The 13454-nt window shown below is 74.0% G+C and carries 15 protein-coding genes and 1 pseudogene; 10 read left to right on the top strand and 6 right to left on the bottom strand.

Annotated elements, in window-relative coordinates; translation table 11 throughout:
- Window positions 1-67: 67 nt before the first annotated feature.
- The 3 genes from VR44_RS12485 (at window position 68) to VR44_RS41940 (ending at window position 2304) form a co-directional block, all read left to right on the top strand.
- Window positions 68-1102, top strand: coding sequence for a glutathione S-transferase family protein (locus tag VR44_RS12485; protein ID WP_045947522.1), 1035 nt, complete (start codon window positions 68-70; stop codon window positions 1100-1102).
- Window positions 1103-1178: 76 nt separating this feature from the next.
- A complete protein-coding gene (locus VR44_RS12480) occupies window positions 1179-1721 on the top strand; it encodes an SH2 domain-containing protein (protein ID WP_045947521.1) in 543 nt (180 codons plus the stop codon).
- A 1-nt stretch (window position 1722) separates the two neighbouring features.
- Window positions 1723-2304 carry a hypothetical protein gene (locus VR44_RS41940; RefSeq protein WP_045947520.1) on the top strand — a complete coding sequence of 194 codons (582 nt, stop codon included), beginning with the start codon at window positions 1723-1725 and terminating at the stop codon, window positions 2302-2304.
- A gap of 63 nt (window positions 2305-2367) precedes the next feature.
- Here VR44_RS41940 and VR44_RS12470 read toward each other — a convergent pair whose 3' ends face one another.
- The 3 genes from VR44_RS12470 to VR44_RS12460 form a co-directional block, all read right to left on the bottom strand.
- The gene (locus tag VR44_RS12470) at window positions 2368-3438 is read right to left on the bottom strand and encodes a M36 family metallopeptidase (RefSeq protein ID WP_045947519.1); all 1071 of its coding nucleotides are present in this window, start codon (window positions 3436-3438) and stop codon (window positions 2368-2370) included.
- A gap of 176 nt (window positions 3439-3614) precedes the next feature.
- Window positions 3615-4142 carry a DUF4142 domain-containing protein gene (locus tag VR44_RS12465; protein ID WP_052713577.1) on the bottom strand — a complete coding sequence of 176 codons (528 nt, stop codon included), beginning with the start codon at window positions 4140-4142 and terminating at the stop codon, window positions 3615-3617.
- Between the two features lie 114 nt (window positions 4143-4256).
- The gene (locus tag VR44_RS12460; protein WP_045947518.1) at window positions 4257-4580 is read right to left on the bottom strand and encodes a hypothetical protein; all 324 of its coding nucleotides are present in this window, start codon (window positions 4578-4580) and stop codon (window positions 4257-4259) included.
- Window positions 4581-4752: 172 nt separating this feature from the next.
- Here VR44_RS12460 and VR44_RS12455 point away from each other — a divergent pair, with 172 nt between their 5' ends.
- Together VR44_RS12455 and VR44_RS12450 are read left to right on the top strand one after the other, a co-directional pair.
- Window positions 4753-4935, top strand: a complete 183-nt coding sequence (locus tag VR44_RS12455) for a hypothetical protein (RefSeq protein ID WP_045947517.1) — start codon at window positions 4753-4755, stop codon at window positions 4933-4935.
- Complete coding sequence (locus VR44_RS12450) at window positions 4932-5456, top strand: DUF5709 domain-containing protein (protein WP_045947516.1); 525 nt, start codon at window positions 4932-4934, stop codon at window positions 5454-5456. The genes VR44_RS12455 and VR44_RS12450 overlap by 4 nt, the downstream gene beginning before the upstream one ends.
- Before the next feature lie 57 nt (window positions 5457-5513).
- Here VR44_RS12450 and VR44_RS12445 read toward each other — a convergent pair.
- A pseudogene (locus VR44_RS12445) lies at window positions 5514-6463 on the bottom strand (TIGR03557 family F420-dependent LLM class oxidoreductase).
- A 175-nt stretch (window positions 6464-6638) separates the two neighbouring features.
- Between VR44_RS12445 and VR44_RS12440 the strand changes: the two are divergent.
- Window positions 6639-6869: a DUF6480 family protein gene (locus VR44_RS12440; protein ID WP_045947515.1), complete on the top strand. Its 231-nt coding sequence runs from the start codon at window positions 6639-6641 to the stop codon at window positions 6867-6869.
- A gap of 152 nt (window positions 6870-7021) precedes the next feature.
- Window positions 7022-7852 carry an STAS domain-containing protein gene (locus tag VR44_RS41145; protein ID WP_052713576.1) on the top strand — a complete coding sequence of 277 codons (831 nt, stop codon included), beginning with the start codon at window positions 7022-7024 and terminating at the stop codon, window positions 7850-7852.
- A gap of 52 nt (window positions 7853-7904) precedes the next feature.
- On the opposite strand, the gene VR44_RS12430 is transcribed toward VR44_RS41145, so the two are convergent.
- On the bottom strand, window positions 7905-8396 hold the full coding sequence (locus VR44_RS12430) for a flavin reductase family protein (protein ID WP_045947514.1): 492 nt from the start codon (window positions 8394-8396) through the stop codon (window positions 7905-7907).
- Window positions 8397-8536: 140 nt separating this feature from the next.
- Between VR44_RS12430 and VR44_RS12425 the strand changes: the two genes are divergently transcribed.
- Window positions 8537-9463 carry a Rieske (2Fe-2S) protein gene (locus tag VR44_RS12425; protein ID WP_045947513.1) on the top strand — a complete coding sequence of 309 codons (927 nt, stop codon included), beginning with the start codon at window positions 8537-8539 and terminating at the stop codon, window positions 9461-9463.
- A 14-nt stretch (window positions 9464-9477) separates the two neighbouring features.
- Entirely contained in the window at window positions 9478-10743 is a 1266-nt protein-coding gene (locus VR44_RS12420) for a PP2C family protein-serine/threonine phosphatase (RefSeq protein ID WP_052713575.1), read from the top strand.
- Between the two features lie 23 nt (window positions 10744-10766).
- Here VR44_RS12420 and VR44_RS12415 read toward each other — a convergent pair whose 3' ends face one another.
- A complete protein-coding gene (locus tag VR44_RS12415) occupies window positions 10767-12392 on the bottom strand; it encodes an NAD(P)/FAD-dependent oxidoreductase (RefSeq protein WP_052713574.1) in 1626 nt (541 codons plus the stop codon).
- Between the two features lie 220 nt (window positions 12393-12612).
- Between VR44_RS12415 and VR44_RS12410 the strand changes: the two genes are divergently transcribed.
- Complete coding sequence (locus VR44_RS12410; RefSeq protein ID WP_052713573.1) at window positions 12613-13395, top strand: lysophospholipid acyltransferase family protein; 783 nt, start codon at window positions 12613-12615, stop codon at window positions 13393-13395.
- The last annotated feature ends 59 nt before the right edge of the window (window positions 13396-13454 follow it).

Raw genomic sequence — 13454 nt, 5'->3', positions numbered from 1 at the left:
GGGGCATACCGGGCGTCTACCCGCCGTACCCGTGTTCACCGCGGCCCCCCGCGGGTAGGCGCCGGACGTGAGCTACGTGACCTCGGGCCGGGAGTTCTCCCGCGACGAGCGGTACCTGACGACGCGGATCACCGCCGACGGGCGGGACGGGTTCCCCGTCGAGCCCGGCCGGTACCGCCTGGTGGTCAGCCGGGCCTGTCCGTGGGCGAACCGGGCGATCATCGTCCGGCGGCTCCTCGGGCTGGAGGAGGCCCTTCCGATGGCCGTGGCCGGGCCGGTCCACGACGAGCGCAGCTGGACCTTCGACCTGGACCCGGGCGGACGCGACCCCGTGCTCGGCATCGAGCGGCTCCAGGAGGCGTACTTCGCCCGTGACCCCGGCTACGACCGGGGGATCACCGTGCCGGCGGTCGTCGACGTCCCGACCGGGCAGGTGGTGACCAACGACTTCCCGCAGATCACCCTCGACCTGTCGCTCGAGTGGACCGCACACCACCGCCCGGGAGCTCCGGCGCTCTACCCGTCGGAGCTGCGCGCGCAGATCGACTCCGTGAACGAGGCGGTCTACCGGGACGTGAACAACGGCGTCTACCGGGCGGGGTTCGCCGGCTCCCAGGAGGCTTACGAGCGTGCGTACCGGCGGCTGTTCGAGCGGCTCGACCGGCTCTCCGAGCGGCTGACGGGGTCCCGCTACCTCGTCGGCGACACGATCACGGAGGCGGACGTGCGGCTGTTCACCACGCTGGTGCGCTTCGACGCCGTCTACCACGGCCACTTCAAGTGCAACCGGCACAAGCTGAGCGAGATGCCCGTGCTGTGGGACTACGCGCGGGACCTGTTCCAGACCCCTGGCTTCGGCGACACCATCGACTTCGACCACATCAAACGGCACTACTACCTGGTGCACACGGACATCAACCCGACCGGCATCGTGCCGGCCGGGCCCGACGCCCGGAGCTGGCTCGCCCCGCACGGCCGGGCCGCCCTGGGAGGCCGCCCGTTCGGCGACGGCACCCCGCCCGGCCCCGTACCGCCCGGGGAGGCGGTACCGCCGGGCCACAATCCACTGGTTCGAGAAGGCTCTTCTCCTTTGATGGGGTGAGCACCGGTTTGTCTCCCTTCGAGGTGGGCAGCCGCGTCCCTACGGGCGATGGAATCACCCGGGACGGAGGACCGAGATGTCGACAAGCACACTCATAGCCGTCGTGGTGGCCGCAGTGGTCGTGGTGCTCGCCATCACCGTGACCCTCGTGCTGCTGGCGCGCCGGCGCCATCTGCGCCACCGTTTCGGGCCCGAGTACGAGCGCGCGGTCGAGGAGAAGGGCGGCGTCCTGGCCGCCGAGCGCGACCTGCACGCCCGCGAGGTCCGGCACGACAAGCTCGACATCCGGGAGCTGCCGCCCGAGCGGCGGCGCCAGTTCGCCGACCGGTGGAGCGAGGTCCAGGAGCACTTCGTGGACCAGCCGGCGGGCTCGGTCGACGAGGCCGACGACCTGGTGGCGAAGCTGATGCGGGAGCGCGGCTATCCGACGGACGGGTACCACGGTGCCGTCCGCGACCTGTCGGTCGAGCACGGCCGGACGCTGGAGCACTACCGGGCCGCGCACGACATCAGGTCGCGCAGCACCGGAGGGCGGGCGACCACGGAGGAACTCCGCGCGGCGATGGTGCACTACCGCGCCCTGTTCGACGAACTGCTGACGGACCAGAGGAGCCGGTGACATGGGCACCCACGACGACATGCGGCGGGGCGACAGCCCCCTGAGCACGGAGGACCTCGCGGGCCCCGGCACGGCCGGCGGACCGGACTCCGGGCCTCCGGTCTACCCGGGCGAGGCCACCGGGGAGTCCCTGTCCGGCGGGTCCGCCGCCGGCCGGGACGAGGAGGAGTACGGGGAGAACGAGAAGGACGAAGAGGTCCTGACCGGCCGCGAGGAAGGCGGCGGAGGCGAATCGGTGGACCGGCCGGCGGAGGGGTCCCTGGACGGCCCGGCCGGACCGGCGGCCGGGGACGGGGCGGCCGGGAGCGGTGACGGGCAGCCGCTGCTCGCCACCGCGGACGCGGAGCGCTACCGGACGGCCTGGAGCGAGATCCAGGGCCGTTTCGTCGACGACCCGCGGGAGGCGGTGACCTCGGCGGACACCCTGGTGGCGGAGGTCATGCAGAGCCTCGCCGGCACCTTCGCCTCGCACAAGCAGGACCTGGAGGGGCAGTGGCAGCGCGGCGACGACGTGGCGACGGAGGACCTGCGCCAGGCCCTGCAGCACTACCGCTCGTTCTTCAACCGCCTGCTGAACGCCTGAGCGTCCCGTCCACCCGCCGGATGCCGCCGGCCCGGGGCCGGCGGCATCCGCGTGCGGAAACCGCTACACCCCGGGGATCTGCCGGGCCTTGAAGGCGGCGCGCACGGCGGCCGCCGCGTCCGCCCCGTACATGCGCTGCGCGGTGTCGATCGTCGTCAGCGCCGCATCCTGGAAGCTGGTGTCCGGGCGGAAGCCGAACTGGGCGTTCACGACGAACTGGGCGTTCACGATGATCCGGCCGGCCGTCCGGGCGCCGAGCGCGCCCCGGATGTCGAACAGCGCCCGGGACCAGATCTCGCCGTCCGCGTGGACCTCCCCGACGCGGTCGGCGTAGACCTTGTTGCCGTCGACGCGCCGCAGGCAGTGCGGGGCCGCGCTGTACTCCACCGAGTCCCAGTCGCCGACGCAGGCGAGGTCGGTCTTGCGGGGCCAGCCGTGGGTCTCGTCCGCGTAGGCGCCGACGGAGACCGCGAGGAAGTCGCCGAAGGCCTCGCCGATCGCGCCGGCCTCCGGCGAGGTGCCGAAGCCGGGCACCTGGGCGTTGTGCACGGCGTGCCCGTACTCGTGGACGATGACCTCGGCGTCCTCGGCGTCGTCCACGCCGCCCTTGCCGAAGCGGATCTCGGCCTTCGTGTCGGAGAAGAAGGAATTGTCGGCGCCCCACTGGTTGATCCGGATGGGCTGCACCCGGTCGTTGGCGCCCGGCAGTTCGCTGCCGAAGCCCAGGCTCTGCAGGTACTCCTGTGCCTCGTTCACCCAGAAGTACGCCATGACCTGCTCGAAGCCGTCGTCCTTGCGGCTGTACGAGGCGGCGTCCGCGAGGCGCGCCGGGGCGCCGGTTTCCGACCGTACGGCCGCCCACTTGCCCGAGAGGCCGCCGCTGCCGTCGAGGTTGTGCAGCGCGGCCAGGGCGTAGGCGGAGGCGGGGACGGCGGCGTTGCCGTCCTTGCCGTCGGTCAGCGACTGGTCGCCGGAGGACTGGACGGGGTTGACCATGAAGATCCGCCCCTGGGGCAGGGCGGAGCCGGTGGTGGCGGTACCCGCGGACTGGGCGGCGACCGGGCCGGCGAGGGCGAGCGTGGCCACGGTGGCGGTGGCCGCGGCGACGAGGCCGCGGGATATGCGGCGAGCCATACAGATCCTCCTGGGACGGGGGGGTGGGGAGGTGTGTGCGTGGTGCGCCGGTGATCCTTGCGTACGGGACCCCCTTTTGACCAGGGCCGGGACGCCCGGGGGTACGGTCCGCCGGAAATCGTCCGGTCCGCACCGGGCGGTACGGGCCTGGACTCCGTGATGTCAGCCCGTGACGGTCAGCCCATGACGTGGCACGTGCCCCCGCGGACCATGTCGAGGTGCATGGCGACGACCGGGCGCGCGTCCTTCGCCGCGGCCACCACCCGGGCGTCGTCGCCGTTGGCGATCTCGTCGTCGATCGTCTTGAGGGTCGCCTGGTGGGCGTCGGCCTGGGCCTTCAGCCACGCCGTGTCGTAGCCGGGGGTGCCGGCCTCGCCCTGGATGTCCTTGAGCTGCTGTTGCTGGGCGGCGGTGGGCTTGGCGGGAAGGGCGATGTCCAGCTTCTCCGCGAGCGCCTTAACGTCCGTGTCCAGCTTGGTGTGGTCCTTGACCAGGGTGCGGCCCACGTCCTTGACGCAGGGGTCCTGTGCGTTCATCCGCGTGTCCGTACCGGCGGCTATCTCGGCCAGGTTGCCCTGGTGGACCGTCACGACGAACGTCTGGTCGTCGCTCCCGGCCTGTGCGGCCGCGAGGGCCGCGGGGGTGATGGTGCCCATGGCGGCGGTGACGACGGCCGCCGCGATGAGGAAACGTGAAGGGCGCATGCCGGCCTCCTCGAAAGGGGAAGCGGCCGGCGCCCGGTCGGCGGCCGGCCGCTTTCCCCTGCGTCTACCCCGGCCGGCCCGCGCAACCGGGTCCCGACCCGGGCAGGGGGAGGGTCAACGGCCGAGGGCCTCCTTCAGTTCGGCCTTGTCCATCTGGGAGCGGCCCTTGATGTTCCGCTTCTTCGCCTCGTTGTAGAGCTGCTCCTTCGTCGGTCCCTGGGAGCCGCTGTGCGAGCGCTGGCCGCCGCGCTTGGACGAGGACATGTCCTCGGTGGACGACCGGCTGGCCGTCTTCGACTCGCCGGAGCGGGCGCGTTCCTTGTTCACCGTGCGGGCGGCGATCTCCTCGGCCCGCTTCTCGGACTCGCCGCGGTCGAGCGCCGACTCCTTGATGTGCTCGTACTGCCGTTCCCGCTTCGGGGAGGAACCACGGGGCATGGCCTTCTCCTTTCCGTTCCTCGGGGGACGGGCCGGCCCGTGCCGGCCCCCATGCCGCGCCTACCCGCTCCGGGCGTACTCATGGGCGCCGGGCATTCCCCCCTTCGCGGCCGCATGGGCCCCGCGGATCCGGGGAAGAAGCGCGCATCCGAGAGTCGCAGAGGAGGTCGCCATGTCTGCGAAGGGAAGCAGCCGCCAGGACGGGACCGCCCGCCGGGCCGCCGCGGAACCGGCGGGCCCGTGGCAGGACTTCGACGAGGTCATGGAGCGGATGCTCGACCTGTTCGACGCCGGTCGCCCCGCCGGGAGCGGGAGCGGCGGCGGGAACGCGCCGGAGAGGAGCCCACGTCCATGAACGGCAGCGAAGCCTGGGGGGACGAGGTGTACCAGCCGTCGGCGGAGACCGAACGCGGCGAAGCGCAGCCGGACATGGAGAACGCCCTCGGCGAACCTGATCTGGACCAGACCCTGGACAGCGGCTACTCCCCGCCCGACCGGCCCCTCGCGGCCGGCCGGCACGGCACCACCGCCGGGGAACAGCGCGCCGGGGAGAGCCTCGACCAGCGGCTCGCCCAGGAGCAGCCGGAGGCGGACGGGGCCGACGCCGGCCTCGGTTCCGAGGAGGCTCCGGGGGACGACCTCGGGGGCGAGGGCGGAGGGGGTCCGGGCGGGAGCGGGGACATGACCGGGGACCCGCACGGCGACGGGTCGACGGCGGGCCGGGAACGGGCCGGGCGGATGGCCTCGGCCGAGGAAGGGCCGCCGGTGCGGCACCTGTCCGTCCTGGCCCGTGACACCGGCGTCGACGGCGGGGCGGCTTCCGCCGAGGAGGCGGCCGTGCACGTGGTCGAGGAGGAGCCGGACGGGGAGCCCTAGGGGCGCTCGGCCGTCAGGCCCCGGGAACGAGGCGTTCCCGGGGCCTTCCCGTGCGACTCAGTGCGGGGAGAGCGCGGGGAGGACCTTGGTGCGGAAGTTCTCGAAGAACGGCGCCTGGCCGGGGCCGATCTGGCCGATGTAGACCTCGTCGAAGCCGGCGTCCACGTACGCGCGGACGGCCTCTATGTGCTCCTCGGGGTCGTCTCCGCAGGCCACGGCTTCGGCGACCTGTTCCCTCGTGACCAGTTCGCTCGCCTGCTCGAAGTGGGCGGGGGTGGGCAGGATCTGCGCCAGTTCGCCCGGGAGCAGCTGGCTGGGCCAGAGGCGGTGCACGGTGTCCACGGCGCGGTCCCGGTCCTCGTCCCAGCAGACCTTCAGTCCGCCGACCACCGGCTTGCCCTCGCCGCCGGCCTCGCGGAAGGCGCCGACGAGTTCCCCATGAGGACGTAGCCGTCGCCGATCCGCCCGGCGAGCCCGGCGGCGCTCGGCCCGAATCCGGAGACGAGGACCGGGGGCGGCGTGTCGGGCACGGTGTACAGGCGCGCGTTCTCGACGGTGTAGTGCTCGCCCCGGTGGCTGACGAGGTCGCCGGTGAAGAGCCTGCGCATGATCTCGACGGCCTCCTCCAGCATGGCGGCCCGGTCGGCGAACGGGGGCCAGCGGTCGCCGTGGACGTGTTCGTTGAGGGCCTCGCCCGTGCCGACGCCGAGGCTGAAGCGGCCGTCCAGCATGACGCTGGAGGTGGCCGCGGCCTGGGCGGTCACCGCCGGGTGCAGGCGGACGGTGGGGCAGGTGACCAGCGTGGTGACGGGCAGGTCGACGGTCTGCGACAACGCGCCGATCACCGACCAGACCAGGGGGCTGTTGCCCTGGGCGTCGTTCCACGGGTGGAAGTGGTCGGAGATGGCCAGCCGGGTGAATCCGGCCTCCTCGGCCCTGCGGGCCTGGTCGAGCAGTTGCGCGGGGGTGAACTCCTCGCACGCCAGGAAGTAGCCGAACTCGGTCATGGGCAGCACCTTTCGTCGGGGCGGGCCGCCCGGGCGGCAGGGCCGCGGGGCGGCTGCGTGACTCCTGCTGCCGCGTCTGCCCGGGCTTCGCCTCCGGACACCGGGCGGCGCCCTCCGCTCCCGGGAAGTCCGTCCGGACCGGCATGGGCGGACCGGTTCGGGGGACACGCCGGACATGAGTACCAACTCCCCCGACCCCGATCCCCGCAACACCACCGGTCTGGAACCGGGCGGCTCGGTACCGCCCGGGGAGACCCCGCCCGCCGAGGCGAGCACCGCGTCCGGAGCCGGACCCCACCGTCCGCCCAAGCGTGGCTGGTCCAAGGGGCCGCTCGTGGCCATCGTGCTCCTGGCGGTCCTCGTGGCCCTGTTCTTCCTCGCGTACGGGATCGTCCTCGCCCTGTGATCCCGGGGCCCGCCCTGTGATCCGGGGCGCCGCCATGCCGCGCATCTCCGGAGGTGGATTTCCTGATTGACGTTTCCGGTAAATCTTGACGTACATACGGAATCTGTTGAAAATCCGATCAGAGCACCCTTTCGGGCCTTCTGGAGATTCCCATGAGCACCTCCGCTGTCCCCGAGACCGCCCACGGCGGACATGGCGTTCCCGACGAGCCGATGAACGTGACCGTCCGGCGCGAGCACCCGGACACCTCTGTCGTGCAGGTCACCGGCGAGGTGGACTGCGGCCGGGCCGGCGAGCTGCGGCGGGCGCTGCTGGCCGCCCTCCGCGCCTCTCCCGGAGGAATCGGCCTCGACCTCGCTCGGGCCCACTTCCGCGACGGGTCGGGGCTCAACGCCCTGCTCGACGTGGCGCGCGAGGCCGCCGCACAGCACCGCCCGCTGAGGATCACCGCCGCCCGGCCCGCCGTCCGGAAACTGCTGGAGGTGGCCGGACCGGCGGACCGTGCCGCCGACGGCCAGGCCCCGGGGACGGCGGAGCACGGAACGGCGGAGCACGTGACGGCGCCGCCGGAACGGGACGGCGGACACGGCTTCGGGGTGACCCGGGCACGGCTGGTGGTGCCGGACGGCGACGCCGGCCACTGGGTGGTCTACCTCGACGGCTCCGTGGAACCGCACGACCGCTCGGCCCTCCGGCAGGCCCTGGCCGGAGCCGATCCGGGGACACCGGCCTACGTGATCGAGCTCGGGGGCCTGAAGCTGATGACCCCCGCCGCCGGCGCGGTCCTCGCCGACCTGGGACGCACCCTCTCCGGCCACGGCCGGCGCCTGCTGCTCGTGGGACCGCACCGGCTGACCGGCTCGGTCGTGCAGCTCAGCCGCACGTCGGGCTTCGTGGAGTTCCACGCCCAGCTGGACCGCGCCCTCGTCTCCGCCTGCTCACCGGGGCCCGGCCGGCCGGCGCGCGATTCCGGCCCCCGCTGAGGACCGGCGCCCCGTCCGACGCGCAGCCGCGCCCGCGCGCGGGCTCCGGCTGTCAGGCCGGGTGACCGGCCTCGAGGTCCCGTACGTGACCGAACCTCAGCGGCGCGGCGGGGCCCGGGGCCGGCGGCCCGTCCTCCACCGGCGCGAGCAGGAAGCCCTCGTGGTCGCCGCCGGCGACCACGGCCTCGATCCGGCCGGTGAACCAGGCCGCCACGCCCGCCAGCACGGGGCTGCCCTCCCGCCCGGGCCGCCAGCCGATCCCGGCGAACTTGTCCGTACGGTCCCCCGTCCTGCCGCCGAAGAGCCGCGCCAGCGCCTCCTGGTCCCGGCGCAGTACGTGCACGGTGAGGTAGCGGGCCCGGCGCGCCACGGTGTAGGTGTGGTTCTCGACCGACAGCCACACGACGAATCGCGGCGGATCGATCGAGCACTGCGAGGCGAAGCCGACCAGACAGCCCGCCCGCATGCCGTCGGCGGCCGCCGTGACCACGTAGAGCGGGCCGTCCTGCGCGACGGCGAAGTCACCGAGGTCCGGTTCCGGCATGGCGGCTCTCCCTGTGGTGGTCCCTCCTGGCCCCCCGCCCGCCCCTGCCCCACCGCACGCCCGCCATGCGCCGGCCGCGGGGGCGGCCGTACGCGGGACGCCCGTACATGGCTCGCGGCGACCCGGGTAGACGCGGCCCCATGGACACGCACCGTACGACACCGGGTCCGGGCCCGCTGCTCTGCGCACTGGAGCGGATCGAGCAGGCCCCGCAGGCCGACACCCTGATCGACGGGCTCCGCAAGGGCGTCCGGGCCCTGCCGCTCGGCCCGGCCCGCGACCTGCTCCACGGCCGCCCGCTGGGCCATCCGGCCCACCCCCTGCTCGTCCAGGTACCGATCGGCACCTGGCTCTCGGCCACCGTGCTGGACCTGCTCCCGGGACGGGCGCGGCGCACCGCCGCGCCCGTCCTGGTCGGGGTGGGACTGGCCGCGGCCGCGCCGGCGGCCGCGGCGGGCTGGGCGGACTGGGCGGAGCTGCCCCCCGAACAGGCCAGGACCGGCCTCGTCCACGCCCTGGCCAACACCGCCGGGGTCGCCCTCTACGCGGCCTCCCTGTACGCCCGGGCCCGCGGCCGGGACCTGCGCGGCCGGGCACTGGCCCTGGCCGGGCTCGCCGCGGTGGGCGCGGGCGGCGCGCTGGGCGGGCACCTGGCCTTCCGGCAGGCGGCCGGGGCCAACCACGCCGAGCAGGTCGGGCACCGGGTCGGGGACGGGTGGCACCCCCTGGGGCCGGCCGCCGCCTTCCCGGTGGGCCGGGCCGCCCTCGCACAGGTCGACGGGGTGGACGTCCTCGTCGTCCGCGAGGAGGACGGCACCGTCCGCGCACTGGCCGACCGCTGCTCCCACATGGGCGGCCCGCTGTCGGAAGGCGGGATCGAGGACGGGTGCGTCCGCTGCCCCTGGCACCGCAGCCTGTTCCGGCTGTCGGACGGCTGGAACGTGGAGGGCCCGGCCACGGCCCCCCAGCCGGCCTTCGAGACCCGCGTCGTCGAGGGCCTGGCCGAGGCCCGGCTGATCCGCGTCCACCGGCCGCACCGCCACGGGCGGGGACCCGCGGCGGCCTGACCCGGAGGCCCGGCATGCCCAACCGCGTGAACACGACACCGCCTGCGGACGGCGGGGTGAATCCGGTGGCGGCCGACCGGACGGGCTCGGTGCTGGCATGGGTACTGGACCGCTCGCACGAGGCCTCGGCCCGCCAGGTACCGGCCCTGATCGAGGAGGCGGCACAACGACTGGGCCTGACCGGGACGCGCCTGTACCTGTCCGACCTCCAGCAGGTCCGGCTCGTGGCCCTGCCCCAGCTGGCCGCCGAGCGGCCGGAGACCGCGGAGACCGCCGAGGCCGACGAGCAGGCGGAGGCCCTGGACATCGACGCCTCGCTGGCCGGCCTGGCCTACCGCGCCCAGCAGGTCCAGACGTCGCGCGACCGCACCACCGCCTGGGTCCCGATGGTGGACGGCGTCGAGCGCGTCGGCGTCATGCGGGCGACCGGACCGGCGCTGGACGAGCAGGACCTGGAGGGGTGCCTGGCCCTGGCGGCGCTGGCGACCCTGATCGTCATCTCCAAGTCCACCCACAACGACCTGCTGGTCGAACGGGGCCGCAGCCGGCCCATGACCCTGCAGGCGGAACTGCTGTGGGCCTTCCTGCCGCCGCGCACCATCGGCACGAGCCAGGCGACCTCGACCGCCGTCCTGGAGCCCGCGTACGACATCGGCGGCGACGCCTTCGACCACAACTTCAGCGACGGCGGGCTCCATCTGACCCTGCTGGACGCCATGGGGCACGACCTCGCGGCGGGCGGCGCCAGCGCCGCCGGCCTGGCCGCGTGCCGCTCCACCCGACGGGCCGGCGGCGACCTCCAGGACATCGCCACCACCATCGAGCGGACCCTGCGGAGCTGGATCCCCGACCGGCTGATGACCGGGATCCTGGCCCATCTCGACACCCGGCGCGGGGAGTTCGCCTGGATCAACTGCGGCCACCCGCCGCCCCTGCTGATCCGGGACGGACACGTCGTACCGGCGGCCTTGGAACGCCCGCCGCAGCTCCCCCTGGGCCTGGGCTACCACGAGGACGCCCCTCCCCCGCTGCACCGGGCCCGCCTCCAGCCCCGCGACCGGGTCCTCCTCTACAGCGACGGTGTCACCGAGGCCCGCTCCGCCACGGGCGAACTCTTCGGCGAGGAGCGGCTGGGCGACACGGTCATCCGCTCGATGGCCTCGGGCACCACGGCGCCCGAGGCCCTGCGCCGCCTGATCCTGGAGCTGCTCACCCACCAGGACCAGCGCCTGCACGACGACGCGACGATCCTGCTGTGCGAATGGCACCCCACGGCCTGAAGGGGGCGTGGGGGCCGGGCCGTTCAGAACCCGCCGACGGCGCCCGCGTCCTGGAACCGGCCGGAGTGCCTGCGGCGGTACTCGATCAGGCTGTGGGCCACCGCGGCGCCCTCGCCGACCGCGGCGCCGACCCGTTTGACAGAGCCGGACCGTACGTCGCCGACGGCGAAGACGCCCGGCATGCTGGTCTCCATCGGGAGGGCTTCGCGGCCGACGCCGCCGGTTCCGGTGAGGACGTAGCCGCGTTCGTCGAGTTCGAGGGCGCCGTCGAGCCAGTCCGTCGAGGGGCGGCCGCCGATGAGGACGTACAGGCACTGCGCGGGGACGGTGCGCTCGGCCCCGGTGCGTTCGCGCAGCCGCAGGCCGGTGAGCGTGGTCCCGCCCAGGCATTCGGCCACCTCGGTGCCGAGCAGGACGTGCAGGCCGGGGGTCCTCTCGATGCGCTGGACCAGGTAGTTCGACATGGAGGCGCCGAGGTCGGTGCCCCGGACGAGGAGGGTGACCGAGCGGGCGTAGCGGGCGAAGTACAGGGCGGCCTGTCCGGCCGAGTTGCCGGCGCCCACCATGTAGACGTCCTCGCCGGCGGTGGAGGGCGCGTCGGACAGGGAGGCCCCGTAGTAGACGCCGGAGTTGAGGAGCCGCTCGGTGCCCGCGGCGGCCAGGCGGTTCCATTCCACACCCGTGGCCACCACGACGGCGGCCGCGGACACCGAGGCGGTCTCGGCGGTGCCGGCCTTGACGAACTCCACGGTGTGGCCGCCCGATTGGGCGGGGACGAGCCGGGTCGCCACCCGCGTCGGCTGCCATTCCACGCGGACCCGGCGGGCCTGCTGAAGTGCGCGCTGGGCGAGGTCGCCGCCGGTGAGCCCGACGGGGAAGCCCAGGTAGTTCTCGATCCGGGAGGTCGATCCCGCCTGGCCGCCGGGCGCGTCGTCCTCGATGACGACCACGCTCATGCCCTCCGCGGCGGCGTAGACGGCGGTGGAGAGTCCGCCGGGACCGCCGCCGATGACGGCGACGTCGTAGTGGTCCTGCCCGGCCGGCCTGATCAGGCCGAGCCGGTCGGCGAGTTCGCTGATCGAGGGGTCGACGAGCTCGGTGCCGTCGCCCAGCCGGACGGTCACCGGCGCGTCGGGCCGGTCCTCCTCCGGAACCCACCGGAAGAGGACGTCGCTGCGGCCGAGGAAGTCACGGACCGCGTAGGCGGCCGGCGCGAAGCGGTACCCGCGGACCTCGGCGGTGGGCAGGCCGCCCCGGTGTTCGGCGTTCCAGGTGCACAGGGAGTCGTCGAGGGCGGCCCGCAGCCGCTCGGCCAGGCCCGTGCCGCCGTCGGGGGCCGCGGCCGGTTCCCGGCCGACGACGGCGACGGACGGGCCGGACCGCGCGGCGGGGTCGTCGGCGAGCAGCAGCCAGCGGGTGGCCGGGTGCCGTTCGGCGTACGGCCCGGGGTCCTCGGCGGTGACCACCGCGGACACGGGCACCTCCTGCCCGGCGAGCCGGTGCAGCGCCCGCTCGGCCTCGGGGAGCCCGCCGGCCTGCAGCACGCGGAAGGAGGTGCGGTACCAGCGCTGCACCAGCTCGGCTGTCTCGTGGCGGCGGAGCGGATCGGGATCCGCGAGGAGGATCACCGGCAGCGCGGTCTGGGCCATGAAAGGTCTCCTGGGTGTGTGGGTCGTCGGACGGTCCACCCGGTCAACGAGCGGAAGATCGTTGCGTGGCGCCGAGGGCGACCGGGGAACGGGCGAACGGAATGCCGATTGAGGAATCCGGGAAGTCCACGTGATCAAAGGTCCCTTGGGGGCGTTGACCGTGAAGGCCCTTGTCGGGAGGGCCGTTCGGATGTCCTGTACGGGAGAGAGGAGGCCGTTCGTGTCCGAGAGCCTGGCCGATGTCATCGAGGTCGCCGGGAACGAACTGCGTTTCCTGCGGAGGATGATCGGGGACGTCGGCGAGAACGTCTGGGAGCGGCTGCTCGAGTGGCTCATCGACGACTGGTTCCGGCTGGACGTGCTGGGCCTGGAGAACATCCCCGCGGACGGCCCGGCGGTGCTCGTCGCCAACCACTCCGGGGCCTGGGGTCTGGACGCCTTCGTCCTGCAGAAGATCCTGGTCCGGTCCCTGCGGCGGTCGCTGCACGTGCTGGCCGCGCCGTTCGTCTTCCGGATCCCGGTCCTGGGCCCGCACGCCGCGAAGATGGGGGCCGTGCCCGTGGACCAGCGGGCGGCGATGCGGCGCCTGGCCGAGGGCGGGCTCGTCGCGGTGTTCCCGGAAGGCCTTTCCGGGCTGGAGAAGCCGTTCCGGGAGCGCTACCGGCTCCAGCCGTTCAATCCGGGTTTCGCGGTGGCGGCGCTGCACACCGGGGCCCCGATCGTGCCGGTCACGGTGATCGGGGCGGAGGAGTCCTCCCCGAGGATCGGGGAGGTTCCCGCGCTGGCGAGGTTCCTGGACCTCCCGTACTTCCCGCTGACCTCCCCCTTCCCGCTGCCGGCGAAGTGGCTGATCACCATCGGGGAGCCGATCGCACCGCCCGAACGGCCCAGGGGCTTCGGCGAGCGCGCGGAGGCCGCCCGCAGGCTCTGCGCGGACGTCCAGTCCGCCCTTCAGGACATGGTGGAACGGGAGCGCGAACGGCGGGACTCCCTGGTCCGGTGACGGCCCGGTCCGGCAGCGCCCTGGTCCGGCAGCGGCCGGGGCGCGCAGGCCGCCCCGGC

The organism is Streptomyces katrae (genome assembly GCF_000966975.1).
GTDB classification, from domain to species: domain Bacteria; phylum Actinomycetota; class Actinomycetes; order Streptomycetales; family Streptomycetaceae; genus Streptomyces; species Streptomyces katrae.
Note: the sequence above shows the minus strand (reverse complement) of the source record. Positions and strands in the feature narration are given on the sequence as shown.